The 25,846-nt window shown below is 73.2% G+C and carries 25 protein-coding genes; 16 read left to right on the top strand and 9 right to left on the bottom strand.

Translation table 11 applies throughout. The features are described 5' to 3' along the window. Positions 1-139: 139 nt before the first annotated feature. The 3 genes from ACZ4A5_RS22060 (at position 140) to ACZ4A5_RS22050 (ending at position 3,113) form a co-directional block, all read left to right on the top strand. Entirely contained in the window at positions 140-1,000 is an 861-nt protein-coding gene (locus tag ACZ4A5_RS22060) for a DUF4429 domain-containing protein (RefSeq protein ID WP_467586607.1), read from the top strand. Positions 1,001-1,096: 96 nt separating this feature from the next. Then, positions 1,097-2,371, top strand: coding sequence for a sensor histidine kinase (locus tag ACZ4A5_RS22055; RefSeq protein WP_467586604.1), 1,275 nt, complete (start codon positions 1,097-1,099; stop codon positions 2,369-2,371). 61 nt (positions 2,372-2,432) lie between these two features. Continuing rightward, entirely contained in the window at positions 2,433-3,113 is a 681-nt protein-coding gene (locus tag ACZ4A5_RS22050) for a response regulator (protein ID WP_398867464.1), read from the top strand. A 21-nt stretch (positions 3,114-3,134) separates the two neighbouring features. Here the strand turns inward: ACZ4A5_RS22050 and ACZ4A5_RS22045 are convergent, their stop codons facing one another. Next, the gene (locus ACZ4A5_RS22045; RefSeq protein ID WP_467586601.1) at positions 3,135-4,154 is read right to left on the bottom strand and encodes an aldo/keto reductase; all 1,020 of its coding nucleotides are present in this window, start codon (positions 4,152-4,154) and stop codon (positions 3,135-3,137) included. A 6-nt stretch (positions 4,155-4,160) separates the two neighbouring features. After that, a complete protein-coding gene (locus ACZ4A5_RS22040) occupies positions 4,161-4,625 on the bottom strand; it encodes a MerR family transcriptional regulator (RefSeq protein ID WP_467586598.1) in 465 nt (154 codons plus the stop codon). Between the two features lie 130 nt (positions 4,626-4,755). On the opposite strand from ACZ4A5_RS22040, the gene ACZ4A5_RS22035 reads away from it, so the two are divergent. Continuing rightward, positions 4,756-5,568: a serine hydrolase domain-containing protein gene (locus ACZ4A5_RS22035; protein WP_467586595.1), complete on the top strand. Its 813-nt coding sequence runs from the start codon at positions 4,756-4,758 to the stop codon at positions 5,566-5,568. Between the two features lie 267 nt (positions 5,569-5,835). On the opposite strand, the gene ACZ4A5_RS22030 is transcribed toward ACZ4A5_RS22035, so the two are convergent. Continuing rightward, a complete protein-coding gene (locus tag ACZ4A5_RS22030; protein WP_467586591.1) occupies positions 5,836-6,516 on the bottom strand; it encodes a pirin family protein in 681 nt (226 codons plus the stop codon). 57 nt (positions 6,517-6,573) lie between these two features. On the opposite strand from ACZ4A5_RS22030, the gene ACZ4A5_RS22025 reads away from it, so the two are divergent. The 5 genes from ACZ4A5_RS22025 to fabF all read left to right on the top strand — a co-directional run bounded on the left by ACZ4A5_RS22025 (position 6,574) and on the right by fabF (position 11,531). Then, positions 6,574-7,758 (top strand): PucR family transcriptional regulator, encoded by a 1,185-nt coding sequence (locus ACZ4A5_RS22025; RefSeq protein ID WP_398867469.1) that lies wholly within the window; start codon positions 6,574-6,576, stop codon positions 7,756-7,758. 89 nt (positions 7,759-7,847) lie between these two features. Continuing rightward, a complete protein-coding gene (locus ACZ4A5_RS22020; protein ID WP_467586588.1) occupies positions 7,848-8,798 on the top strand; it encodes an ACP S-malonyltransferase in 951 nt (316 codons plus the stop codon). 14 nt (positions 8,799-8,812) lie between these two features. Next, complete coding sequence (locus ACZ4A5_RS22015) at positions 8,813-9,859, top strand: beta-ketoacyl-ACP synthase 3 (protein ID WP_467586585.1); 1,047 nt, start codon at positions 8,813-8,815, stop codon at positions 9,857-9,859. Positions 9,860-9,952: 93 nt separating this feature from the next. Further along, entirely contained in the window at positions 9,953-10,201 is a 249-nt protein-coding gene (locus tag ACZ4A5_RS22010) for an acyl carrier protein (RefSeq protein WP_398867472.1), read from the top strand. 67 nt (positions 10,202-10,268) lie between these two features. Further along, positions 10,269-11,531 carry a beta-ketoacyl-ACP synthase II gene (fabF, locus tag ACZ4A5_RS22005; protein WP_467586581.1) on the top strand — a complete coding sequence of 421 codons (1,263 nt, stop codon included), beginning with the start codon at positions 10,269-10,271 and terminating at the stop codon, positions 11,529-11,531. Between the two features lie 77 nt (positions 11,532-11,608). On the opposite strand, the gene ACZ4A5_RS22000 is transcribed toward fabF, so the two are convergent. Together ACZ4A5_RS22000 and ACZ4A5_RS21995 are read right to left on the bottom strand one after the other, a co-directional pair. Continuing rightward, positions 11,609-12,487: an NAD(P)-dependent oxidoreductase gene (locus ACZ4A5_RS22000; RefSeq protein ID WP_467586578.1), complete on the bottom strand. Its 879-nt coding sequence runs from the start codon at positions 12,485-12,487 to the stop codon at positions 11,609-11,611. A 63-nt stretch (positions 12,488-12,550) separates the two neighbouring features. Continuing rightward, positions 12,551-13,045: a DUF3145 domain-containing protein gene (locus ACZ4A5_RS21995; RefSeq protein ID WP_467586575.1), complete on the bottom strand. Its 495-nt coding sequence runs from the start codon at positions 13,043-13,045 to the stop codon at positions 12,551-12,553. A 322-nt stretch (positions 13,046-13,367) separates the two neighbouring features. On the opposite strand from ACZ4A5_RS21995, the gene ACZ4A5_RS21990 reads away from it, so the two are divergent. Continuing rightward, positions 13,368-14,249, top strand: a complete 882-nt coding sequence (locus ACZ4A5_RS21990; protein WP_467586572.1) for an SGNH/GDSL hydrolase family protein — start codon at positions 13,368-13,370, stop codon at positions 14,247-14,249. 27 nt (positions 14,250-14,276) lie between these two features. On the opposite strand, the gene ACZ4A5_RS21985 is transcribed toward ACZ4A5_RS21990, so the two are convergent. Continuing rightward, positions 14,277-16,772, bottom strand: a complete 2,496-nt coding sequence (locus tag ACZ4A5_RS21985; RefSeq protein ID WP_467586569.1) for a beta-glucosidase — start codon at positions 16,770-16,772, stop codon at positions 14,277-14,279. 114 nt (positions 16,773-16,886) lie between these two features. Here ACZ4A5_RS21985 and ACZ4A5_RS21980 point away from each other — a divergent pair, with 114 nt between their 5' ends. Continuing rightward, the gene (locus ACZ4A5_RS21980; protein ID WP_467586566.1) at positions 16,887-17,651 is read left to right on the top strand and encodes a MerR family transcriptional regulator; all 765 of its coding nucleotides are present in this window, start codon (positions 16,887-16,889) and stop codon (positions 17,649-17,651) included. Between the two features lie 14 nt (positions 17,652-17,665). Beyond that, positions 17,666-17,848 carry a hypothetical protein gene (locus ACZ4A5_RS21975; RefSeq protein ID WP_467586563.1) on the top strand — a complete coding sequence of 61 codons (183 nt, stop codon included), beginning with the start codon at positions 17,666-17,668 and terminating at the stop codon, positions 17,846-17,848. On the opposite strand, the gene ACZ4A5_RS21970 is transcribed toward ACZ4A5_RS21975, so the two are convergent. Next, positions 17,817-18,479 carry a TetR/AcrR family transcriptional regulator gene (locus ACZ4A5_RS21970; RefSeq protein ID WP_467586559.1) on the bottom strand — a complete coding sequence of 221 codons (663 nt, stop codon included), beginning with the start codon at positions 18,477-18,479 and terminating at the stop codon, positions 17,817-17,819. The two genes, ACZ4A5_RS21975 and ACZ4A5_RS21970, sit on opposite strands and share 32 nt — an antisense overlap. A 63-nt stretch (positions 18,480-18,542) precedes the next feature. Between ACZ4A5_RS21970 and ACZ4A5_RS21965 the strand changes: the two genes are divergently transcribed. Together ACZ4A5_RS21965 and ACZ4A5_RS21960 are read left to right on the top strand one after the other, a co-directional pair. Then, complete coding sequence (locus ACZ4A5_RS21965; RefSeq protein WP_467586555.1) at positions 18,543-19,271, top strand: hypothetical protein; 729 nt, start codon at positions 18,543-18,545, stop codon at positions 19,269-19,271. A gap of 46 nt (positions 19,272-19,317) precedes the next feature. Further along, complete coding sequence (locus ACZ4A5_RS21960) at positions 19,318-20,592, top strand: serine hydrolase domain-containing protein (RefSeq protein WP_467586551.1); 1,275 nt, start codon at positions 19,318-19,320, stop codon at positions 20,590-20,592. Between the two features lie 131 nt (positions 20,593-20,723). Here ACZ4A5_RS21960 and ACZ4A5_RS21955 read toward each other — a convergent pair whose 3' ends face one another. Beyond that, entirely contained in the window at positions 20,724-22,127 is a 1,404-nt protein-coding gene (locus ACZ4A5_RS21955; protein WP_467586547.1) for an MFS transporter, read from the bottom strand. A 111-nt stretch (positions 22,128-22,238) separates the two neighbouring features. Here ACZ4A5_RS21955 and ACZ4A5_RS21950 point away from each other — a divergent pair, with 111 nt between their 5' ends. After that, on the top strand, positions 22,239-23,273 hold the full coding sequence (locus ACZ4A5_RS21950) for a GlxA family transcriptional regulator (RefSeq protein ID WP_467586544.1): 1,035 nt from the start codon (positions 22,239-22,241) through the stop codon (positions 23,271-23,273). A gap of 37 nt (positions 23,274-23,310) precedes the next feature. Further along, entirely contained in the window at positions 23,311-23,709 is a 399-nt protein-coding gene (locus tag ACZ4A5_RS21945) for a carboxymuconolactone decarboxylase family protein (RefSeq protein ID WP_467586542.1), read from the top strand. 117 nt (positions 23,710-23,826) lie between these two features. On the opposite strand, the gene ACZ4A5_RS21940 is transcribed toward ACZ4A5_RS21945, so the two are convergent. After that, positions 23,827-25,791: an FAD/NAD(P)-binding protein gene (locus tag ACZ4A5_RS21940; RefSeq protein ID WP_467586539.1), complete on the bottom strand. Its 1,965-nt coding sequence runs from the start codon at positions 25,789-25,791 to the stop codon at positions 23,827-23,829. Positions 25,792-25,846: the final 55 nt, after the last annotated feature.

Below are 25,846 nucleotides of genomic sequence, written 5' to 3'. Positions count from 1 at the left end.
CCCCCTCGACGGCGCGGACGGCGGGGCCGCGTCAAGAGGGGCGGGCGCGAAACCCCGGGAAATATCGGCCACCGGACGGGAGCACGTCACTTTGACGCGCGTAGCGACGAGCGGCCGACCGCCGCATACGATGAGCCGCATGGGTGATGTGCTGGCCGGTTTCCACGCCGCCTGGGAGTTCGACACCGACTCCGTGCTCATCCGCTTCGAACGGGGGATCCGCACACCGAAGCTGTTCCAGGCTCTCGGCGAGCGCCGCGTCCCCTACGAAGCGCTCGCGGCCGTCGAGCTGGCCCCGGGGAAGCGCGGGACGGTGGTGCTGCGCGCTGTGCCCAGACCGGGCGCCGACCCGCTGATGGACGCCGCCGCCGGGCAGCTCAAGGAGGGCTGCGACCCCTACCGTCTAGTGCTGCCCGAGGAGCGCGACGCCCTCGCGGGGTACTACGCCGACGAGATACGGTCCGCGCTCGGCCCGTACGCCGCCGAACCCGCCGAGCGCCACCTGGTGACCGCCCCCGCCCCGCCCCTGTCCTTCAAGGCGTACGACGGCAAGGCGTCCTTCGACGGCGCGGCCGTGGCCTTCCGCTGGTTCTGGACGGGCGCCTCCTCCGCCAAGTGGAAGGCGGGCGACCAGCGCTTCCCCGTCGACGAGCTGTCGAGCGTCGAGTGGCGCTCCCCCGACGCGGCGGGCGGCTGCCTGCGGCTGGTGCGGCGCGGCCACGCCCCCGACGCCTACCCCGGCGAGGCCGACCAGGACCCGGCGGCGGTCGTCTTCGGCATGGGCTACGGTCTCGTCCACGAATCCCTCCCCTTCGCGGCCGCGGTCCTGGAGGCCGTACGGTCCACCACGCCGGTGGCCGCGCTGCGCGTCCCGGCGGCCCGCCCCGACCCGGGCGGCATCGCGGACCGCATCCGCCACCTGGGCGCGCTGCACGACGCGGGGCTGCTGACGGACGACGAATTCACGTCGAAGAAGGCCCAGCTGCTGGCCGAGCTGTGAGGTGGCGGAGGCGTCACTGATACCTGGGTACGACGCCACGGTCCACACCCCGGTGTGACGTCCGGGCGCCCCCACGGCGCCTACGCTGAGGGCGTCATGATCCAGTCGCCGCCGCTGCGCTTCCTGCGCGAGCTCTTCACGCCCGTCGGCCCGCCGACACCCCTCCTCGGCCAGGCCAGGCGGCGGTGGGTGCGCCTCCTGCCGTACGCCGTCGCCGTGGTGTTCGTCGCGATCCTGCTGCCCGTCACCGGCACCGTCCTGGTCCGGGAGTACGGGCTGGACACCGGCCTCGCCGTCGTCCTCGCCTTCCTCCAGGCCGGGCCGCTGTTCTTCGCCGTGCGGCGGCCGCTGCTCGCGTGGGCGGTCGTCCTCGCCGCCGACGTCGTGGGAGCGGCCGCGCTGCTCGGGGTGCCGGCGCGCGCGGAACACCCCTGGCCATGGCCGCCGATGGAGATCATCGGCATGCTCCTGCTGATGCTCGCCGTCGGGCTGCGCGAGCGGCCCCGCACGCTGGTGGCCGTGTGGACGCTGACCTTCGCGGCGAGCGTGGCCCTGCGGAGCATCGCGCCCGGCCGCAGCTCCGCGGTGTGGGTGGCGCTCGTGGTGATCGGCGGCGTGCTCATGCTGCTCGGCGGCGCGCTGCGCGGCCGGGGCGACGCCCGGCGGGCGCTGGCCGAGCAGGAGACGATCAGCGAGGCCGAACGCGCCCGCCGCACCCTGCTGGAGGAACGCGCCCGGATCGCCCGCGAGCTGCACGACGTGGTCGCCCACCACATGTCGGTGATCACCGTGCAGGCCGACAGCGCCCCGTACCGCATCGCCGGGCTGCCGCCCGGGGCGAGCGAGGAGTTCGCCGCGATCGCCTCCACCGCCCGGGAGTCGCTGACCGAGATGCGGCGGCTGCTGGGCGTCCTGCGCAGCGAGGACACCGGCGAGGAGCCCGGCGGCGAGCGCGCGCCGCAGCCGGGGGTCTCCCGCATCCCGCAGCTCGTGGAGGCGACCGTGCGGTCCGGGCAGCCCGTGGAGCTCTCGGTCGGCCCGGAGGTGGCGGCCGCCGCCGCAGCCCTGCCGCAGGCCGTGGACCTCTCGGCGTACCGCATCGTGCAGGAGGCTCTGGCCAATGTCGTGCGGCACGCGCCCGGTGCGAGGACCCGGGTGTCGGTGTCCGTCTCCGCGGAAAGCCTGATGGTGCTCGTCGTCAACGACGCGGCGGCGGAGCCGGACGCCCCGCTGGAGTCCTCCGGCACCGGCCACGGCCTCGTCGGGATGCGGGAGCGGGTCCGGCTGGTCGGCGGCTCGCTCGACACCGGGCCCCTGCCGGAGGGCGGCTACCGGGTGGCCGCCCGGCTGCCGTTCACCGGGCACGACTGACGCGCGCCGTGCCCTCACATCCCCTCCGCAAGCAGCGCTCCGAAAGGGAAGCACCCACCCCATGACCATCAAGGTGATCATCGTCGACGACCAGGCCATGGTGCGGGCGGGCTTCGCCGCGCTGCTCGCCGCCCAGTCCGACATCGACGTCGTCGGTGACGCGCCCGACGGGCGGCAGGGCGTCGAACTCAGCCGCCGCGCGCACCCCGACGTGGTGCTGATGGACGTCCGGATGCCGGAGATGGACGGGCTGGAGGCGGCCCGGCAGCTCCTCGACCCCCCGCCCGGGGTCACGCACCGGCCGAAGGTGCTGATGCTGACGACCTTCGACGTCGACGACTACGTCTACGAGGCGCTGCGCGCGGGCGCGTCCGGCTTCCTGCTCAAGGACGCGCCCCCGGCCGACCTGATCTCGGCGGTGCGGGTCGTGGCGGCGGGCGAGGCGCTGCTCGCCCCGTCCGTGACCCGCCGGCTCATCGCGGACTTCGCGCGGCAACGGCCCGCGCGGCGCCGGGATCCGGCCCTGCGGCTGCGCGGCCTGACGCCGCGTGAGACGGAGGTGCTCGAACTCATCGCGCGCGGGCTCTCCAACCAGGAGATCGCCGCGTCCCTGGTCGTGGCGGAGCAGACCGTCAAGACGCACATCGGCAGGGTCCTGGCGAAGCTCGGCCTGCGCGACCGGGCGCAGGCCGTGATCTTCGCGTACGAATCGGGGCTGGTGGCCCCGGGCGACGGCCGGTAACCGGCGCCCGGGGCACGGCCGTTACTCCCGGCCCGCCGACGCGAAGGACATGTCCGGGTAGCGGTCGCCCGCCACCTGGGCGGCGATCGGCTCCAGAGCCGTCAGCTCCTCGTCGGTCAGGACGACGCGCGTGGCGGCCGTGTTCTCCTCCAGGCGGGAGCGCTTGCGCGTGCCCGGGATCGGAACGACCGTCAGGCCGTGGACGGCGGCCCGCTGCTGGACCCAGGCCAGGGCCACCTGGGCCGGCGTGAGCCCGCGGCCCTCGGCGATCGCGCGCACCGGCTCCAGCAGGGCCGCGTTCACCGCCGCGTTGTCACCCGTGAAGCGCGGCTGCTTGCGCCGCCAGTCGTCGTCCGCCAGATCCTTGTCCGCGTTGACGAACGAGCCGGTCAGGAAGCCGCGGCCGAGCGGCGAGTACGGCACGAGGGCCACGCCGAGCTCGCGCGCCGCGGGCACCACGCCCGCCTCGATGTCCCGGCTGAACAGCGACCACTCCGACTGCACCGCGGCGATGGGGTGCACGGCGTGGGCGGCGCGCAGCTCGGAGCCCGTGACCTCGCTCAGGCCCAGGTGGCCGACCTTGCCCTCGGCGACCAGCTCGGCCATGGCGGCGACGGTCTCCTCCATGGGCACGTCGACGTTCCGGCGGTGCATGTAGTAGAGGTCGATGTGGTCGACACCCAGGCGGCGCAGGCTGCCTTCGACGGACTCGCGGATGTAGGCGCGGTCGTTGCGGATGGCCTGGTACGACGGGTCGTCCTCGCGCCGCACGATGGCGAACTTCGTGGCCAGCGTGAGGCGGTCGCGGTGGGCCCGGACGAAGGGCGCGATGAACTCCTCGTTGCGGCCGAAGCCGTAGACGTCGGCAGTGTCGAAGAGGGTGACGCCCACCTCGAGCGCCCGCTCCAGCGTCGCCCGCGCCTCGGCCTCGTCGGTCGGGCCGTAGGCGTGGCTCATGCCCATGCAGCCGAGCCCCTGCACGCCGACCTCGGGACCGTCGGTACCGAGCTTCGCGGTGGTGATCGTGTCGTTGCTGCTCATCAGCGTTCAGACCCCTTCGGACGCCCGGCGTCGGGCGTCGGCGTAAATATCGATCTTGTAGTCGAGCACGTCGAGCGTGCTCCGCAGCTCCGCGATGCGGCGCCGCACGTCGTCGCGGTGCGCGCTCAGCAGCCGTTCGCGTTCGGCGACGGTGTGTTCGCCCTCGCGGACCAGCTGGGCGTAGCGCACCATGTCGGCCACCGGCATCCCCGTCAGCCGCAGCCGGCCGACGAGGTCGAGCCAGTCCAGGTCGCGGTCGGTGTAACGGCGCTGGCCCGTGTGCGAGCGGTCCACATGAGGCATCAGCCCGATCCGCTCGTACCAGCGCAGGGTGTGCGCGGACAGCCCGGTGTACTCGGCCACCTCGCTGATCGTGTGGCGCTCGCCCCGCGGCCGTCCAGGCCGCGGCCCCGGCGCGCAGGGCTTGCCGTCACCGAGCACTTCCGCCGGCGCGTGGTCCACAACGGTCATACGGATCCCCCTCGCGTCGCGGGCCGTTCACGGTCGAAAGCCCTTGCGACATCCATAACGCTAGAGAGTTGGAGTGCACTCCAAGCAAGCGAGATCTTGGCGGCACCCCGGCCGGGTTAGGCTCGCATCCATGGAGAGCCTGCGGAAGATCGACAACTGGCCGGTGGAGACCGCTGCGGCGGCGGTGGTGAGGGCCGACGGCACTCTCGCGGGGGCCCACGGGCCGACCGCGCACCGCTTCGCCCTGGCCTCCGTGACAAAACCGCTCGCCGCGTACGCCGCGCTGCTCGCCGTCGAGGAAGGCGCGATCGAGCTGGACGAGCCGGCCGGTCCGGCCGGGTCGACGGTCCGCCATCTGCTGGCCCACACCTCCGGGCTGGCCTTCGACGAGCACCGGGCGATGGCCGCCCCGGGAACGCGGCGGCTGTACTCCAACGCCGGTTTCGAGGTGCTCGGCGACCACATCGCCAAGGCCACGGACATCCCCTTCCCCGAGTACCTGCGGCAGGCCGTGCTGGAGCCGCTCGGCATGACGGCGACGGACCTCCAGGGCTCCCCCGCCAAGGACGGCGTCTCCACCGTCGACGACCTGGCCCGCTTCGCCGCGGAGCTGCAGGCTCCGCGGCTGCTGTCCCGGCAGACGCTCGACGAGGCGACGGCCGTGGCCTTCCCCGGCCTGACCGGTGTCCTCCCCGGCTACGGCCACCAGCGGCCCAACGACTGGGGCCTCGGCTTCGAGATCCGCGACGGCAAGTCGCCGCACTGGACGGGGGCGTCGTCCTCACCGCGCACGTTCGGCCACTTCGGGCAGGCGGGGACGTTCCTGTGGGTGGACCCGGTCGCGGGCGCGGCGTGCGTCGCCCTGACGGACCGCCCGTTCGGGCCGTGGGCGACGGAGGTCTGGCCTGCGCTGACGGACGCGGTCCTGGCTGAGCTGGGCTGATTTTTTTCCCGGCCCCGCCCCCGGCCGCGGGTTTCGTTGCCGCCTGCGGCGGGAGCAGCCTGCGGCCGCGTCCTCGAACTCCGGACGGGCTGAATGTGCTGGCTACGGTCCGCACAATCAGCCCGTCCGGCGTTTGAGGACAACGCGGCGAAGCCGTGTTGCTGGGGTCCGGGGGCTTGCCCCCCACGCGGCGGAGCCGCACATCAGACGCAGCCGGGAAGGGGCGGGGTGGGGTGGGGGAAAGCCCGCCGCAGGCGCCCGCCCCCCTCAGCCGAAGTGCGGTTCCGCACGCATCGCCCAAAGCAAAAGCTCCGCGGAATCCACCGCCTCCACCGTCACCCCCACCGCCTCGAACAACCGCAGAGCATCACCCCCCGACACCACTTCCCCCTCCACCCGCACCCGCCCCCGCACGACATGCACGTACAACCACTGCCCGTCCGGCAGGACACCCCCCTCACCGGCCCCCAGCCGCCGCACATGGAGCACCGCCTCCGCCCCCGCCAGGGGATACTCCCCGTCCGGGACCTGCGGCAGGAGCTCGTAGGAGGGTTCGCCGTCGGCCTCCGACGGGGTGAGCCACATCTGGACGAAGCGCAGCGGGGCGGAGCCCTCGTTCCGTTCGGAGTGGCGGGCGCCGGAGCCCGCGCTGAAGCGCTGGAGGTCGCCGGGGCGGACGACCGTGCGGTGACCGGTGGAGTCCTCGTGGGTGAGCTCGCCCTCGACGACCCAGGTCACGATCTCGACATCGCGGTGCGGGTGCCCGGCGAAGCCCGCGCCGGGCGCGAGGTGCTCCTCGTTGCAGGCGGCCAGCGGCCCGAAACGGACGTTGTCGGGGTCGTAGAAGCCGGAGAAGGAGAACGCGTGCCAGGTCTCGATCCCGGCCTCCGGGTCGCCGCCGCGGAAGCGTTCACCTGCGCGTTGTACGGCGCGTCGCACGTGCGTCATCGGGCTACCGTAGCCCGGCGACCCCGCTCCGCACCCGAATGAGGCAGGCTTGTCCCCGTGCCTGAACCCGCCGCTAACACCCCGCACCCCCACAGCGCCACCCTCCGCCGTCTGGAGAAGTCGTCCGGCACCCTGGCCGCCGCCGCCATCGCGCGGATGGACGCCCAGCTGCCGTGGTACCGGGCGATGCCCCCGGAGAACCGCTCCTGGATCGGCCTGGTCGCGCAGGCCGGTATCGCGGCCTTCACCGAGTGGTTCCGGCATCCCGAGACCCCGCAGGCCATCAGCACGGACGTCTTCGGCACGGCGCCGCGCGAGCTGACGCGGGCGATCACTTTGCGCCAGACCGTGGAGATGGTCCGCACGACCATCGAGGTCATGGAGTCGGCGATCGACGAGGTGGCCGCGCCGGGTGACGAGTCGGTGCTGCGCGAGGCGCTGCTCGTCTACGCGCGGGAGATCGCCTTCGCCACCGCTCAGGTGTACGCACAGGCCGCGGAGGCGCGCGGCGCGTGGGACGCCCGGCTGGAGTCGCTGGTCGTCAACGCGGTGCTGTCGGGCGAGGCCGACGAGGGCGCCCTCTCCCGGGCGGCCGCCCTCGGCTGGAATTCGCCCTCGCACGTCGCGGTGGTGCTGGGGACGGCCCCCGACGGGGACAGCGAGCTGACGGTCGAGGCGATCCGGCGGGCGTCGCGGCACGCGAAGCTCCAGGTGCTGACGGGGGTGCTCGGGGACCGGCTGGTGGTGATCGCGGGCGGCTCGGACAATCCGCTTCAGGCGGCGAAGGCCCTGATCGGGCCGTTCGCGGCGGGCCCGGTGGTGGCCGGCCCCGTGGTGCCGGACCTGCTGGCGGCCACCCGCTCCGCGCAGGCCGCGGCGGCGGGGCTGAAGGCGTGCGCCGCCTGGCCGGACGCCCCCCGGCCCGTACTCGCCGATGATCTTCTCCCGGAGCGCGCGATGGCCGGGGACGCTACCGCGCGTGAGCAGTTGGTGGAGGAGATCTACAGACCGCTGGAGGAAGCGGGCTCGGCCCTGCTGGAGACCCTCAGCGTCTATCTGGAGCAGGCAAGTAGCCTGGAGGGCGCGGCACGGATGCTGTTCGTCCACCCGAACACCGTGAGATACCGCCTCCGACGTGTGACGGACGTCACCGGCTGGTCACCCTCCGATGTGCGCTCGGCCTTCACCCTGCGGGTCGCGCTGATCCTGGGGCGCCTGGCAGACGCGGAGTGCCAGCTCTAGGCTTTTGTTGGACATCAACAATTCCCCTGACGGTTCTTGGTCCCTGTCCCCACCGGTGACCAGGGCCGTCCACGAGAGAGAGTGTGAGGGTGCTCGTACTCGTCGCCCCCGGCCAGGGCGCTCAGACGCCCGGCTTCCTGACCCCCTGGCTCGACCTCCCCGGTGTCGAAGACCGACTCCGTGAGTGGTCGGCCGCCATCGACCTGGACCTGGTCCACTACGGCACGAACGCCGACGCGGACGAGATCCGCGACACCGCCGTGGCCCAGCCGCTGCTGGTCGCCGCCGCGCTCGTGTCGGCCCGGCAGCTGTTCCCGGCGGACGGGGACCTCGCCCGCCTGGTGGGCGCCACCGCGGGTCACAGCGTCGGCGAGCTCGCCGCCGCCGCCCTGACCGGGGTCCTCCCCGAGCGGGCCGCGCTGGAGCTCGTACGCAAGCGCGGTCTCGCGATGGCCGAGGCCGCCGCCGTGACGGAGACCGGCATGTCCGCCCTACTGGGCGGGGACGCCGACGTCGTCCTGCCGCACCTGGAGAAGCTCGGGCTGACGCCCGCCAATGTCAACGGCGCGGGCCAGATCGTCGCCGCGGGCACCGCGGAGCAGCTGGCCGCGCTCGCCGAGGACAAGCCGGAGGGCACGCGCAAGGTCGTCGCGCTGAAGGTCGCCGGCGCCTTCCACACGCACCACATGGCCCCGGCCGTCGCGGCCCTGGAGACGGCGGTGGCCGAGCTCGCCCCCGCCGACCCGCACACGCGGTACGTCTCCAACAAGGACGGCCAGGTCGTGACCTCGGGCTCCGAGGTCGTGCGGCGGCTCGTCGGCCAGGTGGCCAACCCGGTCCGCTGGGACCTGTGCATGGAGACCTTCAAGGAGCTCGGCGTCACCGCGATCGTCGAGCTCGCCCCCGGCGGCACCCTGGTGGGCCTCGCGAAGCGGGCGCTGCCCGGCGTCCGGACCCTCGCGCTCAAGTCCCCGGACAACCTGGACGCGGCGCGTGAGCTGATCGCCGAGTACGCCGACGCCGCGACCCCGGCCGAATAAGGAGCCCCGAGAGCATGACCGCGAAGATCAGGCCCAGCAAGGGCGCCCCCTACGCGCGCATCCTCGGCGTGGGCGGATACCGCCCGACGCGGGTGGTTCCGAACGAGGAGATCCTCAAGCACATCGACTCCTCGGACGAGTGGATCCGCTCCCGCTCGGGCATCGCCACCCGGCACTGGGCGGGCCCCGAGGAGACGGTGTCCGCGATGTCGGTCGAGGCGGCCGGCAAGGCCATCGCCGCCGCGGGCATCAGCCCCGAGCAGATCGGTGGCGTGATCGTCTCCACCGTCTCGCACTTCAAGCAGACCCCGGCGATCGCCACCGAGATCGCGCACAAGATCGGTGCGGGCAGGCCCGCCGCCTTCGACATCTCCGCGGGCTGCGCCGGCTTCGGCTACGGCCTCACCCTCGCCAAGGGCCTCATCGTCGAGGGCTCGGCCGAGTATGTGCTGGTCATCGGTGTCGAGCGGCTGTCGGACCTCACGGATCTGGAGGACCGCGCGACGGCCTTCCTCTTCGGTGACGGTGCCGGTGCCGTGGTCGTGGGCCCCTCGCAGGAGCCGGCGATCGGCCCCACGGTCTGGGGTTCGGAGGGCGACAAGTCCCACACGATCAAGCAGACGGTCGGCTGGGACGAGTACCGCACCACGCCCCTCCCCGGCGGTGACCGCGACGAGGTCCGCCAGGCCATAGAGGAGATCCGTTTCCCCGCCATCACCCAGGAGGGCCAGGCGGTCTTCCGCTGGGCCGTCTTCGAGATGGCGAAGGTCGCCCAGCAGGCGCTGGACGACGCCGGGGTCAGCCCGGCTGACCTGGACGTCTTCATCCCGCACCAGGCCAACATGCGGATCATCGACTCGATGGTGAAGACCCTCAAACTGCCGGAGAGCGTCACGGTCGCCCGCGACGTGGAGACCACCGGCAACACCTCCGCGGCCTCCATCCCGCTGGCCATGGAGCGGCTCCTGGCCACGGGGCAGGCGAAGAGCGGGGACACCGCGCTCCTCATCGGTTTCGGGGCGGGTCTCGTCTACGCCGCCACGGTCGTTACCCTCCCCTAGGCGAGAATCCGCGCGGCCCCGCCGTACGGCCCCTCCCGCATCAGCAGATTTCCATAACGCAGCAGTTTCACCGCACATAGAAGGAGCGCCGCAATGGCTCACACCCAGGAGCAGATCCTCGAGGGTCTCGCCGAGATCGTCAACGAGATCGCCGGCATCCCCGTCGAGGACGTCAAGCTGGACAAGTCCTTCACCGACGACCTGGACGTCGACTCGCTGTCCATGGTCGAGGTCGTCGTGGCCGCCGAGGAGCGCTTCGACGTCAAGATCCCCGACGAGGACGTCAAGAACCTCAAGACCGTCGGTGACGCTGCCGACTACATCCTGAAGCACCAGGCCTGATCCAAGCGTTCGTCGCCACCCCAGTGGTGGCGGTTCCAGCACCTCTACACGTGGAGACAGAATCCCTGTGAACCCGACCAATCGCACCGTGGTCGTCACCGGTATCGGCGCAACCACACCGCTGGGTGGCGACAGCGCATCGACCTGGGAGGGCCTGCTCGCCGGGCGCTCCGGGGTCCAGCCCCTGGAAGGCGAGCGATTCGCCGACCTCCCCGTCCGGATCGCGGCCCGCGCGGCCGTCGACCCCGAGGACGTCCTGCCCCGCCCGCTCACCCGCAAGACGGACCGGTCCGCGCAGTTCGCGCTGATCGCCGCCCGTGAGGCGTGGGCCGACGCGGGCTTCACCGCCAAGGCCGGCGAGGACGCGTCGATCGCGCCCGAGCGGCTCGGCACGGTCATCGCCTCCGGCATCGGCGGCGTGACCACCCTCCTCGACCAGTACGACGTGCTCAAGGAGAAGGGCGTCCGCCGCGTCTCCCCGCACACCGTGCCCATGCTGATGCCCAACGGCCCCTCCGCCAACGTCGGCCTGGAGGTGAACGCCCAGGCGGGCGTGCACACCCCGGTCAGCGCCTGCGCGTCCGGCGCCGAGGCGATCGGCTACGCCGTGGAGATGATCCGCACCGGCCGTGCCGACGTGGTCGTCGCCGGCGGCACCGAGGCGGCCATCCACCCGCTGCCGATCGTGGCCTTCGCCAACATGATGGCGATGTCCAAGAACAACGACGAGCCGGAGAAGGCGTCCCGCCCGTACGACAAGGGCCGTGACGGCTTCGTCCTCGGCGAGGGCGCGGGCGTCGTCATCCTGGAGTCGGCCGAGCACGCCGCCGCGCGCGGTGCCCGTGTCTACTGCGAGGTGCTGGGCCAGGGCCTGTCCGCGGACAGCCACCACATCGCGCAGCCCGAGCCGACCGGCCGCGGCATCGCCGCCGCGCTGCAGAACCTGCTCGACAACAGCGACCTCAAGCCTTCGGAGATCGTGCACCTCAACGCGCACGCCACCTCCACCCCGCAGGGCGACGCCGCCGAGATCAAGGCCCTGCGCAAGGTCCTCGGCGACGACCTCGACCACGTCGCGGTGTCCGCCACCAAGTCGATGACCGGCCACCTGCTGGGCGGCGCCGGCGGCATCGAGACGGTCGCGACCGTCCTGGCCCTGCACCACCGGATGGCCCCGCCGACCATCAACGTCGACGACCTGGACGAGGACATCGACGCGGACATCGTCCGCGACCGGCCGCGTCCGCTGCCCGAGGGCCCGATCGCGGCGATCAACAACTCGTTCGGTTTCGGCGGCCACAACGTGGTCCTCGCCCTCCGCTCGGTCTGATCCCCGCGCCCGCGACGCGCGAGCGGCCCGCCCCGGTTCGTCCGGGAGCGGGCCGCTCGCGTTTTCCCGGCGGAAGGTCAGCGGTCGAAGCTCGCGAAGTACGAGGCCGCCATGTCCTCGGCGCCGTGGCCCTGTTCGGCGGCCCGGCGGAAGCGCTCGGCGCCCGCGGCCGCCACGTCCAGCCGCACCCCGGCCCGCTCCCCCGCGGCCACGATCAGCCGGGCGTCCTTCTCGGCCGTGGTGGTGGCGAAGCTGGGCGGGGTGAGCCCGCCCCCGAGGATCAGCGCCGCCTTGGCCCGCAGATAGCCCATGTCGAGCGGGCCGCCCTCGACGGCGTCCAGGAAACCGGCCGGGTCCACGCCGAGTCCCTCGGCCAGGGCGAGCGCCTCCGCGGTGCCGTGGGTCACGGCGAGCACCCAGCTGTTGATGACGAGCTTGAGCCGGGTGGCCGCGTCGGCCGGGGCGTCGTCGCCCGCCCAGACCGTACGGCTGCCGATGGCCTCGAAGACGGGCACGAGGGCCGTACGCGCCTCCGCGGGCCCGGCGGCCAGGACCGTCAGCTGCCCGGCCTCGGCGGGCGCCCTGGTGCCCAGGACGGGGGCGTCGACGAAGAGCAGGCCGTGCTCCGCCGCGAAGCCGGTGAGGGCCTCGAAGCCGTCGAGCCCCGCGGTGGTGGACTGGGCCCACACGGTGCCCGGCGCCAGCCCGGGCGCCGCGGCCCGCATCACCTCCAGGGCGGCGGGCCCGTCGTAGAGCATGGTCAGGACCACGTCGGCGCCCCGCACGGCGTCGGCGGGGCTGTCCGCGACGCGCACTCCCTCGGCGGCGAGCGGTTCGGCCTTCTCCCTGCTGCGGTTCCAGGCGCGGACGTCGAGACCGGCGCGGGCGAGGTTGCGGGCCATGGCCGCGCCCATGATTCCCGTGCCGAGGAGGGTGACTGAGGTCGTTTCAGGCATGCGGTGACGCTAGCCCCTGGAGCGGGCTCCAGGGCAAGAGCGCGCCGCCTGCGCGCGCCCTGGTCAGACCACTTGGTGCAGCCATCTGACCGGCGCGCCCTCGCCGGCATAGCGGAACGGCTCCAGTTCGTCGTCCCATGGCTTGCCCAGGAGCTTGGCGACCTCGGCGGCGAGGTTGCTCTCCTCCCGGGCGGCGCGCGCGAGCGCGGCCCGCAGCCGGTCCTCGGGGATGAGGATGTCACCGTGGATGCCGGTGACCGCGTGGAAGATGCCCAGTTCGGGCGTGGAGCTGTAGCGCTCGCCCTCGGCGGTCGCGCACGGCTCGGCGGTCACCTCGAAGCGCAGCAGGTGCCAGCCGCGCAGCGCGGAGGCGAGCTTGGAGGCGGTGCCGACCTGCCCCTGCCAGGAGAATTCCGCACGCCAGGTGCCGGGTGAGGCGGGTTGTCTGATCCAGTCGAGCGTGACGCGGACACCGAGCACGCCCGCGACGGCCCATTCGACGTGCGGGCACAGCGCGCGCGGCGCGGAGTGCACGTAGAGAACTCCACGTGTCGTCACCGGGACCTCCAGTGCGGTTCGAGGTTCGCCTTCCCCAGCGGCCTCGCACCCGTACCGGTCCCGCCTGGGACAGCAGCAGACATTCTGCCCCAAGGGCCACTCCCGCACCAGCTCACGAGGTTACCAACAGTAAACACCATCGGGAGCAATTCTCCTGAAAAGGGACAGGATGTGATGTGTTGCCCTAGCGGCGATACCTGAGCGCGAAGCCTGCCGGGCCTCGCCCGGCCTCCCCCGGGGAAAAGCTACCGTGCGGTGGCACCCCTCCGGTGACGTACCGTCGGACCCGAACCGATATCACCCGGCCGGAGGGGACGAAGCCATGCGCGACAGCGCGGGACGGAAGGCGCGCGGGGCCGTACGGGCCGCCGCCGCCGTGGCCGCGGCGGCCCTGCTCGTCACCGGCTGTGACGACGGCAAGGACGCAGCGAAGCCCGGCGCGCGGCCGAGCGCGAGCCCCGGCCCCACGTGGCAGACCCGGCCCGCCTCGCTCGCCTCCCTCGGCGACTCCATCAGCCGCGGCTTCGACGCCTGTTCCCTTCTCGCCGACTGCCCCGAGGTCTCCTGGGCCACCGGCACCCAGGTCGACAGCCTCGCCAACCGCCTGCTGGCCACCCCGCGGACCAGCAGCTGGAACCTCGCGAAGACCGGCGCCCGGATGTCCGACCTCCCCGCCCAGATGAAGGCCGCCGTGGCCAACAAACCGCAGCTGGTCACCGTGCTGCTCGGCGCCAACGACGCGTGCCGCGCCGACGTCGGCGCGATGACGCCGGTGGACACCTTCCGCAAGGACTTCGAGCGGTCGGTCAAGGAGCTGCGCACCGCCCTGCCCACGTCCCAGCTGTACGTCGCCTCCATCCCGGACCTGAAGCGGCTGTGGTCCCAGGGGCGGGGCAACGACTTCGCGAAGACGGTGTGGAACCTCGGCATCTGCCCCTCGATGCTGCGCGACGCCGGCAAGGTGGACGCGGACTCGGCCGGCCGCCGCGAGCAGGTCGACAAGCGGGTCGGGGAGTACAACGCGGTCCTCGCGGACGTCTGCCGCCGGGACAAGCTCTGCCGCTACGACGGTTCCGTGCACGACTACGGCTTCACGGGCCAGGCGCTGAGCAAGTGGGACTGGTTCCACCCGAGCAAGGACGGCCAGCAGCAGCTGGCGGACATGGCCTACCGCACGATCACCTCGCCCCGGCCCCCGGCGTGACCCGCGCCTGAAGGGGAACGGGGCCGGTCAGACCCGGACGGTGGCGGTCAGTCTGCGGTCGGCGACGCTGCGGCCGGCCTCGGCGGTGTACGTGCCGGGGAGGCGCCGCCAGGCGGCCGCGGTCTCGTCCCACACGTCGAAGGCGCGGGGGTCCAGGGCGACGGCCGCCTCCGCCGTCCGCCCCGGCTCCGCCTCCAGCGAGGCGAAACCGGCCAGCCGACGGGCCGGGCGTTCCACCGCGCCGCCCCGAGGAGCGGCGAGATAGATCTGGACCACCTCCCGGCCGAACCGCGTGCCGGTGTTGCGCACGCGGACCGTGGCCACCGGGGCATCCGTACCCTCGCTCCGGATGTCCAGCGCCTCGTACGACCAGTCGGTGTAGCCCAAGCCATGGCCAAAGGCGTAAGCCGGGACCGCCCGCGCCTTCTCCCAGGCACGGTATCCGATGAACACACCTTCCTCATAAGCAAGTTCACCCTCGCGTGGGTCAACCTCCGTCACCGGGGCGTCCGCGAGGCGGGCCGGCCAGGTGGTGGGGAGCCTGCCGCCCGGCTCGGCGGCGCCCAGGAGTACGTCCGCGAGGGCCGCGCCCGCCTCCTGGCCGGGGAACCAGCCGAGCAGCACGGCGGCTACGTCCTCCCGCCAGGGCAATTCGACCGGGGCGCCGGAATTCACCACGACGACGGTACGGGGGTTGACGGCGGCGACCCTGGCGACGAGCGCGTCCTGGTGGCCGGGCAGGGCGAGGGTGGTGCGGTCGAAGCCCTCGCTCTCGACGCGCTCGGTCGTCGCGACGACCACGACGGCGGCGTCGGCGCCCGCCGCGACGGCCACGGCCTCTTCCAGCAACGCGTCCGGATCGCGCTGGGGTTCGCGGTGCAGGAGGGCGAACGCCACAGCCTCTATGGGGGTGTTCGCGGGTTTTGTCACGGTGCAGACGAGGCTGACGCCGACCGGCTTCCCCTCCTCCAGGGCCACCTCGCCCCGGGTGACGGGCGCGCCCAGGAACGCCTCGAAGGGATCGGCGCCGGTGCTGCTGGGCTCGGTGCCAACGGGCTCGGTGCCGCCGGGCTCGGTGTCGTCGCCGAGGAGCCGTCCGGCCACGGTGAGGCGGAAGCCGCCGGTCCCCCTGGTGCCGAAGGCGTGCGGGCCGCTCGCGCGCGGGGTGAATGTGCCGGTGACCTCGACGGTGTGCAGGGCCGCGTACGCGACGCCGTCCGGCAGGTCGCCGACCCACTGCACGGCGCCGTCCGTCATCTCCTCGCGCCCGAGGACCCGGCCGGCGGCGTCCCGGCAGACGGCGACGAGGCGGAAACCCTCCGCCGCGACGGCGAGTTCGGTGCCGGGGTCGGCGCCCACGGCGTAGGCGAGGACGCCGTCGGGGAGCGCGGCCCGCAGCCCGTCGAGAGGCGAGACGACGTGGGCCGGGAAGACCTGTGCCGAACCGCCGCCCAGGATCCGGGCGTCCCGGGCGGCGCCGCCGAGGAGGGCGAGGCGGCGGGTGCGGGCGGGGTCGATGGGGAGGGCGCGCTCACCGGCCGGTGCGGCCTCGTTGCGGACGAGGACGAAGGAACGGCACGCGATTTCCCGGGCCAGGGCCTCGCCGTCGAGGGGCGCGGGTGGCCGGGTGACGGCGGCCGGTGCGCCGTCGAGCACCCCGGCGCGCGCCGCGAGCAGCAACACCCGGCGCGCGGCGGCGTCCACGAGCGCCTCCGGCACCTCACCCGCCCGCACGGCCGCCGCCAGCGCGGGGCCGTAGACCGTGCGCGGGCCGGGCATGGCGATGTCCAGGCCGCCGCGGATCGCCCCGACGGTGTCGCGGGCAGCGAGCCAGTCGGAGACCGTACAGCCGTCGAAGCCCCATTCGCCGCGCAGCACTTCGTTCTGGAGGTGGTGGTGTTCGGTCATGGGGACGCCGTTGACCTGGTTGTACGCGGCCATGACGGCCCACGGTCGGGCGCTGTGGACGATGGCCTCGAAGGGGGCCAGATAGAGCTCGCGCAGGGCGCGTCCGGGGACGCGGTTGTCGACGGTGAAGCGCTCGGTCTCGGCGTCGTTGGCGACGAAGTGCTTCAGCGTCGCGCCGACGCCGCCGTCCTGCACGCCCAGGACGTAGCCGGTGCCGATCGCCGCCGTGAGGTACGGGTCCTCGCTGTACGCCTCGAAGTGCCGCCCGCCGAGCGGTGACCGGTGCAGGTTGACGGTGGGCGCGAGGAGCAGGTGCACGCCCTTGCGCCGCGCCTCCTGCGCGAGCACGCGTCCCGCGCGGCGCGCGAGGCGGGGGTCCCAGGTGGCGGCGAGCGCGGTGGGGCTGGGCAGCGCGAGCGAGGGGTCCGCGGCGGTCCACCGCACACCGCGCACCCCGATGGGCCCGTCCGACATCACGAGGGCGCGCAGGCCGATGGCCGGCAGCGCGGGGAGCGTCCACATCCCGTCCCCGGCGAGCAGCCGGGCCTTGTCGTCGAGGCGGAGCGCGCGGAGCGCGGCGTCCACGGCGAGCTCACGGTCACGTTCGTCGGACACGGGTCCTCCTGCGGCGCGTGGCGGGGCGTTGCCGAGGACTCCAGGGTCACCCAGGAGGAAGCGGGACTCCAGTGCGCTTGAACCTCACGTCGCGTGAGGATGCATGGTGGAGACATGATCACTTCCACCTGGAAGGTCGGGCCCCTGGCCGAGGCATGCGGGCTCACCGTGCGGACCTTGCATCACTGGGACACCATCGGCCTGCTCAGCCCCTCGCGGCGCACGGCGGGCGGGCACCGGGAGTACACCGAGGGCGATCTCGCGCGGCTGTACCAGGTGCTGGCCCTGCGCGGGCTCGGGCTGAGCCTGGAGAGCATCGCCGTCTGCCTCGACACCGGCGTGGACCCGGAGCGGCTGGTCCGCGACCACTTGGCGGAGGTGGAGGCGTCCATCGCCGCGCTCGACACCCTGCGGCAGCGGCTCGTACGGCTCGGCGACGCGCTCGCCACGGACCGGCCGGCCGCGGGCGGGGAGCTCCTGCTCGACGCGCTGCGGGCGACGGGCGGCACCAGCCCCGAGGGCCGGCGCGCCCTGCGCGAGCACCTGGACGACGACCAGATCCGCGAACTGGGCGCCCGCGCCGCCGCCGTGGGGCCCGCCCGGCACTATCTGCTGGAAGTCGAGTGGCCCGAGCTCCACCGCAGGGCCGAACGGCTCCGCACGTCCGGGGTCCCGCCCACCGACAAGAAGGTCCGGCGGGTCGTGGACCGCATGGACGAGCTGAGCGCGCTGTTCACGGGCGGCGACGCCGGGATCTCCGCCGGTGTACGGGGCGCGTGGCGCGCCGACCCGGCCGCGATGTCAAAGGAGCCCGCCCCCGCCGACGGCTGGCACGACCTCACCACCTACCTCGACGCGGCCCGCCGCGCCCGCACCTGAAGGAGCCCTTTCCCATGACCCCCGACTCCCGTACGGCCCTCGCGTCGACGCTCCCCGTCCTCCTCACGACCCCTTTCCTGTGCGCGCTGGCCGCGGCCGAACTGATCCCGTGGGACACGCTGGTGTGGCTGCCGGTCGCGGTGGCGGCGCTGACGGCGCTGACGTTCAGACGCTTGCGGCGGGACTCGTCCCGCTGACGCGGGGCCGGTCGATCAGAGTCCCGATCCCCGCGCACAGCATGCGCACGCTGCGGGTGAATTTCTCGTCCTGGCCGTAGGCGGCCGCCGCCGCCACGGTCAGGGGAAAGCGTTCCTGGAGGGTGGCCGCGTCCTCCGCGGTGACCGGGGTGGCGGGGGACTCGCTCTGTTCCTGGAGCACGTAGCCGGTGATGTGGCTGAGCAGGCTGTCGGCCGCGACGATGAGGTGTTCCTCGGGAACGCCCGCGTCGGTCAGGGTGCGCAGCAGGCGTTCCATCAGTGAGAGCGCCCCGGCGCTGAGCACCTTCGGACTGTCGGCGAACATGATCGCGCCGCCTGTGTGCCGGCGGAGGCTCTGCCGGAGGGTCGTCGCCTGAGCCTCGATCCGGGCCTGCCAGCCGGCCTGTTCGGGCAGGGCCGCGAGGGCCGCGGTGCCCGCGTCGTACGCCTGGCGGGCCACCCGGTCCGCCATCAGCCGGAGCAGCGCGCTCTTGCTGGGCACGTGGTAGTAGAGACTCCCGGCGTGCGCGCCCAGGCGCTCCGCCACCTGTCGCATGGACAACCCGTGGTAGCCGGACTCGGCGAACACAGCCATGCCCGCGTCGATGATCCGGTCTGCGGTCAGCTTCATGGGCTCAGCCTAACCACAATTTTCAAACAGTGTTTGAAACTGACCCCCACCCGGGCTACTGTCGTGTCCAGCACAAACAACACGGCGTTCGAGGGGGGGCTGGTGGCGATGGGCGCACTGCTGTTCAACGTGACCACGGCGGCACTGATGGTTCTGATGTTCAAGGGGGGTCTGGCCCTCATCGGCGAGGACACCCTGCGCCGGCGCCGGACGCCCTGGGCCGCGGCCGGGCTGACCGGGATCGCGCTCGCCGGGGTCGTCACCCAGCTGTGCTGGTCGGGTGCCATGGACACCTTCGACAGCGACCCGGACAAGTCGGGCTGGTGGCGCGTCGTCACCTCGGTCTTCATGCAGAACGGCGGGTTCCTCGGCGGGGCGTGGAACATCGCCACCCTCGCCGTCATCGCCGCGCTGGCGGAGTGGTTCTGGGGCGCGCCCCTGATGGTGCTGCTGTTCGCCGCGGGCATCCTCCTGCCGGAGCACATCGACGCGCTCTTCGGCCAGACCGGCGGCAGCACGGACCCCCGCAACTTCGCCGGGAGTTCGGGCGCGACGTACTTCCTCGCCGCCACCCTGGCCGCCGGCCTCCTGCTGCGCGGCCGCGACCGCAAGGACGCGCTCCTCGCGATCGCCGCGCCCGTGCTCGGCCTGGCCATGTGGTTCGCGCAGTCCAACGGGCACGGCATGGTGACGGCGTACGGCTTCGTCCTCGGCCTCCTGGTCCACACGCTGGCCCGGCGCGTCTTCGGCTTCACGGGGGCGAGCGCGCCCGCCGCGCGGCAGACGGCCTGACCCCGCCCCGCTTCATCACCGCACACATCCCTGGGGGGAATACGTCATGGCGGAGAACGTGTACCGGGAAGTGTCGAGGGTCGTGGACGAGGAGGTGAAGAACGTCTACCGCGAGGTGTCGAGGCTCGTCGACGACGAGGTGGCCAAGCTCATGGAGCGGACGAACCGCGAGGTGGACCGGGTCGTGAACCGCGCGCTGGGCGTGGTGACCCCGAGCGGCTTCGACGCCGCCCGCTGGCAGGCCCGGCTCGACCGGCTGCTGGCCGCCCACCGCGTCCCGGGCGCCGCGCTGGCCGTGCTCGCCGACAGGGAGATCCACGAGCTGGCGAGCGGCATCCTGCACACCGGCACCGGTGTCGAGGCGACCACGGACTCGGTGTTCCAGATCGGCTCGATCAGCATGGGCTACACGGCCGCGCTCGCCGTGCTGCTCGCCGACACCGGAAGGCTCGACCTGGACGCGCCCGTCGTGGACGTCCTGCCGGACTTCGCCGTCGCCGACGCGGAGGCGTCCCGTACGATCACGCCGCGCCAACTGCTCGGCCACACCAGCGGCATCGAGGGCGACTTCGCCGAGGACACCGGCCGCGACGACGACTGCCTGGCCCGCTACGTCGAGGCGGCGCGAGGCATCGGCATGACCAGCTCGCCCGGCGCCACCGTGTCGTACTCCACCGCCGCCTACACCATCCTCGGCCGGATCATCGAGGTCGTCACCGGCAAGACCTGGGACGAGGCACTCAAGGAGCTGCTCCTCGCCCCGCTCGGCCTCGGCCGCACGATGACCCTGCCCGAGGAAGTGTTGCGCTTCCGGGCGGCGATGGGGCACGTGGGCGCCCCGGGCGAGGACCCCGTCCCCACCCCGCGGTGGGACATGCTGCCCCGCTCCGCCGGCCCCTACGGCGGGATCAGCGCCACGGCCGCCGACGTGGTGCGGTTCGCCCGGCTGTTCATCGACGGCGGCACGGCGCCGGACGGCACACGGGTGCTCTCCCCCGCCGCCGTGGCGGCGATGCTCCACCGCGAGGCCGAGGTGCCCGACCAGTGGTCCCTCGGCGCCCACTGGGGGCTGGGCTGGGGCCTCTTCGAATGGGACGGCGCGCGCGGCTTCGGCCACGACGGCGGTACGTCCGGCCAGCTCGCCTGTCTGCGGGCCGTCCCCGAGAAGGGCTTCGCCGTCGCCCTCCTCACCAACGGCGGCGGCGCCGCGCCCCAGGTCTTCGAGACGCTCTGCCGCGAGCTGACCGCCGAGTTCGCCGGGGGGCTGCGCCCCGGACCCCGAGCGGCGGGTCCGTTGCCGCCTGCGGCGGGAGCGGCCTGAGGCCGCGTCCTCAATCTCCCCCAGCTGCCGCTGGGGGAGATTGAGGCCACCCGAACCGCAAGGCGCAAGCAACCCGCACCAGACAACGGCGGCACGCTCAATCCCGCCCCCGCCCACGGCAACAGGCACGCTCAATCCCGCCCCCGATACCGAAGCCCCACCCCCGCCGCCGACAACGCGCAGACAATCATGAACACCCACCCATGCCGGAACGCGGACATCGCCGGATGCCCCGAACTGCCCAGCAGAGCCGTGAGCAGAGCGACGCCCAGCGCCGAGCCGATCTGGCGGGACATCATCAGCGTGCCCGAGCCCACCGAGAGCTGCTCGGCCGGGAGGACGCTCGCGGCGCCGAAGAGGGCGGGCTGGATGAGGGCGTTGCCCGCGCCGACGAGGATCGCTCCCGGGAGGTAGGCCGCCGCGTAGTGCGGCGAGGGGCCGGCCGCGGTCAGCCACCACGCGCAGCCCGCGGCGAAGACCACGCCTCCGGCCACCGCCGAGGTCCGGGCGCCGACGCGGCGGATGATCTTTCCCGAGAGCGCGGAGAGGATCATCACGGTGACCGGGGTGGGCGCGATGCCCAGGCCCGCCCGCAGGACGGAGTAGTGCCACTGCCCGGTCAGGAAGAGGGCGGCCTCGAAGAGCATGGCGGCGAACGCCAGGTAGTAGACGAAGATGCCGATGGCGCCGACCCTGAAGAGCCGGCTCGCGAACAGCGTGGGGCTGATGATCGGGTCCGCGGTGCGGCGGATGTGCCGCAGGCAGACGAGCAGCAGCACCACGGCGGCCGCGAAGCAGCCCAGCGTGCCGGGCGCGGTCCAGCCCCAGTCGGGCGCCTCGACGAAGGCCATGGTCAGCGCGCCGGACGCGAGGAGGATGAGCGCCGATCCGAGCAGGTCGAGGCCCTGCGCCGCCTTGCGGGGCACCCGGGGCAGCAGGCGCGCGCCGGCGAGCACGGCGACGGCGCAGACGGGGACGTTGATGATGAAGATCCACCGCCAGTCGATCTCCACCAGCAGGCCGCCCAGCACCGGTCCGCTGCCCGCGGCGACGGCCGCGACCGCCGTCCAGATGCCGATGGCCGTGGAGCGCTCATGCTCGGGGAAGGCCGGCAGGGCCAGCCCCAGGGAGGTGGGCACGAGGACGGCGGCGGCGATCGCCTGCACCACACGGGCGATGATCAGCACGGTCAGGCCGGGAGCGACGGCACAGCCGACCGAGGACAACCCGAAGAGGACCATGCCGATGAGGAAGCTGGCCTTCCGGCTCGTCTCGTCCGCGAGCCGCCCGGCGGGGACGAGGAGCGCGGCGAGAACGATCGTGTAGCCGTTGAGCACCCAGGACATGGAGGCGAGCGAGGCCGTGGGGAAGGACTTCTCCAGGGCGGGGAAGGCCACGGTGACGGCGAACAGGTCGAGGATCGCGAGGAACTGGGCGGCCGACGCGACGGTCAGCACCAGCCAGCGCCGGGGGTCCGCGGCAGTGGAGGCGGAGGCGGCCGCATCCGCCTTCGTCGTCTGGGGGGTCGAGGTCATGAACGTGATCCGTCGTCTCTCCGTGGGTCCGAATCGGGGCACTTCCCACTGTCGGCGCCCGCGGCCGCCTCTTCGAGTGGCAGATCTGCCATGAGTCGCTAGATTGCTGCCATGACTCAGCAGCCCGGCGGCCCCGGTCGCGTGGCCGTGGCGGTGACCGACGGCATGCCGATCCTCGAACTCGCCGTGCCCTGCCATGTGTTCGGCACTCCACGCCCGGATCTCCACACCCCTTGGTACGACTTCCGGCTCTGCAACCCCACGGAGACCGGAACGGCCCCCGCGCGGCAGTGGTTCACCACGCACACCCCGTACGGCTACCGGGAGATCGTCGAGGCGGACACCGTCATCGTGCCCGCCAGCGCGGACGTCCGCGGCGAGCCGCCCGCGCGGCTCCTGGAGGCGGTCCGGGAGGCCCATGAGCGCGGCGCGCGGCTCGTCTCCCTGTGCTCGGGGGCCTTCGTGCTGGCGGCGGCCGGGCTGCTCGACGGGCGGCGGGCCGCCACGCACTGGGACCACGCGCCGCTGCTGGCCGCGCGCTATCCGCGCGTCGAGGTCGACCCCACCGTCCTCTACATCGACGACGGGGACATCCTCACCAGCGCCGGAGGCACCGCGGGCATCGATCTGTGCCTGCACGTGCTGCGCAAGGACCTGGGCTCCCGGGTGGCCGGTTCCGTCGCCCGGCATCTGGTCGTCCCCGCCCACCGGCCGGGCGGGCAGGCCCAGTACATCGAGACGCCGGTGCCACCCACGGAGACCGACAGCGGGCTCGCCCCGCTGCTGCACTGGGCCGCCGAGCGCCTCCACGAGCCGCTCACCGCGCCCCGGCTGGCCCGGCAGGCCGGCACGAGCGTACGGACGCTGACGCGGCGCTTCCACGAGGCCACCGGCACCACACCGCTCCAGTGGCTCCAGGCCCAGCGCATCGCCCGCGCCAAGGAGTTGCTGGAGACCACCGACCAGCCGATGGACCGGATCGCCGAACAGTGCGGGCTGGGCGGCGCGGGCAACCTCCGCCTCCACTTCGCCCGCAGCGTCGGCATCCCGCCCACCGAATACCGCCGCGCGTACCGCGCCGCCGACCGTTCACCCGCCGCCTCTTGCACCAAAGTCGGGTACCCCTCGCCCCTGCTCCGCGGGTAGAAACGTGGGTGACCACCCATAGGACAAGGGGATCCGTATGCCTGCCACCTCCGCATCGACACCCGAGCCGTACGCGACAGGCAGCCGCATCCGCAGAGAAGTGCTCGGCGACGAGCACGTCGGCTCCGCGCTGAGCAACTGGCCGCCGGCGAAGCCGCTCTACGACATGATCACCACGTACAACTGGGGATCGGTCTGGGCGCGCGAGGGTCTGGACCGGCGGACGCGCAGTCTCCTCAACCTCGCGCTGCTCACCGTCCTGAACCGGCCCGAGGAGCTGCGTCTCTATGTCGGCGCGGCTCGGCGCAACGGGTGTTCCGTCGAGGACATGGCCGAAGTCGCCGTCCACTGCGCCGCCTACGCCGGCGGCCCGGCGGGCATCGCGCTGATGAGGGCGGTCCACGAGGTCCACGGGAGCGCGCCGGACGAAGAGTGAACGGCGGAGAAGAGTGAACGGCGGAGAAGAGTGAACGGCGGAGAAGAGTGAACGGCGGAGAAGAGTGAACGGCGGAGGGGCGGGTCCAGGGACCCGCCCCTCACCGGCTCATTGCCGTCAGCGCGCGGGCGCCGTCAGCTCCGCGTCCCGCCCGGCCGGGGCCGTGACGCGGCGGCTCATCCCCAGCTTGAGGCAGGACCGGGCGATGGAGTCGCCCTGGAGCAGCGTGCGGGAGTTGACGTGCGGACGGGCGCCGATCGCGGTGACCCACTGCACCGACTCCACCGGGGGCCCGTAGGAGAAGCGGGCCGGGTGCGGTGTGCCCTGGCGGTCGACGACCTGGAAGGTCACATCGGTGACGTCCAGCCCGCCCGTCTCGTATCCGGGCCCGGTCGCGTCGGGGATGAAGTGGGCCCGGCACCCTCCCGAGGCGAGCAGCGACGACAGCAGCGGGTCGGTGGCCCGCCGCACGTCGGTGACGGGCAGATGGGCCTCCACGAGCGCGGTCACCCGCACCTTGGCGTCCGGCACCTGGGGCGAGTCGACGACGAAGGCGCCCGACTCCTCGTCCGTCGTCACCCGCATGTCCGGGCCCAGCAGTTGGACGACGCCCGCCTCGACCAGGGCGCGCAGCTGCCGGACGCGCGTGGCGGGCGGTCCGCTGGCGGCGTAGTTGTTCAGCCCGCTGAACCAGCGGTCGATGTGGTCGCGGTAGGAGGCGCCGCTCAGGCCCCGGTGGGAGATCACCTGCCGCACCTCGTCGCGCAGGTCGCGCATGACCGCGGCGGCCGCCTTGACGGCGCTCGTGGACGGGCCCAGGTCCGAGTGCCGCAGATCCTCGTCGAGGACGCCGAGTATCCACTCGCGGTAGTCGGCCGCGCCGGTGAACTCCCGCCGGCCGGCGGGCCGGTCGAGGGTCGTCCAGTTCCAGCGGAGCTCCGGATCGGGCACCAGCTCGCTCAGGAGCGCCTCCATCTCCGGGGATCCCCACGCGTGGCGCGGGTATTCGGCGAGCAGCCGGGCGTGTCCGGCCGGGTCGCTCGACCGGAGGAGCGCGCCGTAATAGTTCCAGGCGACCTCCTTCGACACCAGGGGGAACAGGTCGCGCATGAAGTCGGTGCGGCCGGTGCCCGCCCCGCCCCTGAGCCGGGCGATCTCCTCGGCCGACAGGAAGGTCGCCTGGTAGCGGGGCACGATCTCCTGGCGGACCTCCGCCCGCGCGCGGTAGGGCACGCCGCGCCCGGATCCGGCGTGGATGACCGGCTCCTCGCCGCTCGGCACATACGTCAGCCCGCCGTCGGCGCGCGGGACGAAGCGGCCGCCCCTGCCCTCGGTGAGCAGGGCCATGTAGTCGTAGAAGTTCAGCCCGAGGCCGCGCAGGACCACGGGCCGGCCGGCGCCGATCGGTGTCAGGTCCGCCTCCGCCGGGCTGCTCGGCGGCACGTAGTGCAGGCCGTGCCGGGCGGCGAACGCGGTGAGCGCGGCCTGCTTCTCCGTCGGCGCGACGTCGTAGTGGCCCTGCGCGAGGACCACGGCGTCGGCCTCCAGGGGCAGGTCGCGGCCGTCCAGGCGCACCCGCTGTGTGCCGTCCGGGGTCTCGGTGACCGACGTGGCCCGGGTCCGGTGCACCTGGACGCGGACCCCGGCGGGCGCGTCGCGCGCGATGCGGGCGAACGCCCAGCCGAGGTATTCCCCTTGGAAGGCCCGGGAGGCGTACGACCACGGTTCCATCAGCGCGGCCTCGGCCTTCGTCTCCTCGGTCACTCCGGTCACCTCGCCCTCGGCGACCATGCGGGCCCACTGGTACTGCGTGGGCCCGGATGTCAGCGGGCCCTCGCAGGTGACGCTGGCGTCGGGGAAGACGGTCACGTCACCGGAGACGGTGTTCATCAGCAGCCGGCGCGACTGCCCGGCCCGCCAGACCCGGCCGCCGCCGGCCGGGTGCGGATCCACGACGTGCACCTCGACCGGCGTACCGCCCGCGAGTTCGGGGGCGTTGGCGCAGATCCGCTCCAGCACCACGGTCCCCCTCGGCCCGGCCCCGACGACGCAGATGCGCAGGGGTTCTGCTTCCGTTGACATACGAGCTCTCCTAGCTGAAGCGAAAGGTGGAGGCCGGCGGGGTCCGGCCGGCGGG

It is taken from the genome of Streptomyces sp. NPDC025618 (genome assembly GCF_055558795.1).
Note: the sequence above shows the minus strand (reverse complement) of the source record. Positions and strands in the feature narration are given on the sequence as shown.

Coding starts and splice junctions, on each gene's coding strand:
- ACZ4A5_RS22055 (WP_467586604.1), top strand. CDS start 1,097: ATGATCCAGTCGCCGCCGCTGCGCTTCCTGCGCGAGCTCTTCACGCCC.
- ACZ4A5_RS21945 (WP_467586542.1), top strand. CDS start 23,311: ATGCCTGCCACCTCCGCATCGACACCCGAGCCGTACGCGACAGGCAGC.
- ACZ4A5_RS21980 (WP_467586566.1), top strand. CDS start 16,887: ATGATCACTTCCACCTGGAAGGTCGGGCCCCTGGCCGAGGCATGCGGG.
- ACZ4A5_RS22050 (WP_398867464.1), top strand. CDS start 2,433: ATGACCATCAAGGTGATCATCGTCGACGACCAGGCCATGGTGCGGGCG.
- ACZ4A5_RS21970 (WP_467586559.1), bottom strand. CDS start 18,479: ATGAAGCTGACCGCAGACCGGATCATCGACGCGGGCATGGCTGTGTTC.
- ACZ4A5_RS22060 (WP_467586607.1), top strand. CDS start 140: ATGGGTGATGTGCTGGCCGGTTTCCACGCCGCCTGGGAGTTCGACACC.
- ACZ4A5_RS21950 (WP_467586544.1), top strand. CDS start 22,239: ATGACTCAGCAGCCCGGCGGCCCCGGTCGCGTGGCCGTGGCGGTGACC.
- ACZ4A5_RS21990 (WP_467586572.1), top strand. CDS start 13,368: ATGCGCGACAGCGCGGGACGGAAGGCGCGCGGGGCCGTACGGGCCGCC.
- ACZ4A5_RS21940 (WP_467586539.1), bottom strand. CDS start 25,791: ATGTCAACGGAAGCAGAACCCCTGCGCATCTGCGTCGTCGGGGCCGGG.
- ACZ4A5_RS22045 (WP_467586601.1), bottom strand. CDS start 4,154: ATGAGCAGCAACGACACGATCACCACCGCGAAGCTCGGTACCGACGGT.
- ACZ4A5_RS21955 (WP_467586547.1), bottom strand. CDS start 22,127: ATGACCTCGACCCCCCAGACGACGAAGGCGGATGCGGCCGCCTCCGCC.
- ACZ4A5_RS22010 (WP_398867472.1), top strand. CDS start 9,953: ATGGCTCACACCCAGGAGCAGATCCTCGAGGGTCTCGCCGAGATCGTC.
- ACZ4A5_RS22035 (WP_467586595.1), top strand. CDS start 4,756: ATGGAGAGCCTGCGGAAGATCGACAACTGGCCGGTGGAGACCGCTGCG.
- ACZ4A5_RS21960 (WP_467586551.1), top strand. CDS start 19,318: ATGGCGGAGAACGTGTACCGGGAAGTGTCGAGGGTCGTGGACGAGGAG.
- ACZ4A5_RS22030 (WP_467586591.1), bottom strand. CDS start 6,516: ATGACGCACGTGCGACGCGCCGTACAACGCGCAGGTGAACGCTTCCGC.
- ACZ4A5_RS22015 (WP_467586585.1), top strand. CDS start 8,813: ATGACCGCGAAGATCAGGCCCAGCAAGGGCGCCCCCTACGCGCGCATC.
- ACZ4A5_RS22000 (WP_467586578.1), bottom strand. CDS start 12,487: ATGCCTGAAACGACCTCAGTCACCCTCCTCGGCACGGGAATCATGGGC.
- ACZ4A5_RS21975 (WP_467586563.1), top strand. CDS start 17,666: ATGACCCCCGACTCCCGTACGGCCCTCGCGTCGACGCTCCCCGTCCTC.
- ACZ4A5_RS22040 (WP_467586598.1), bottom strand. CDS start 4,625: ATGACCGTTGTGGACCACGCGCCGGCGGAAGTGCTCGGTGACGGCAAG.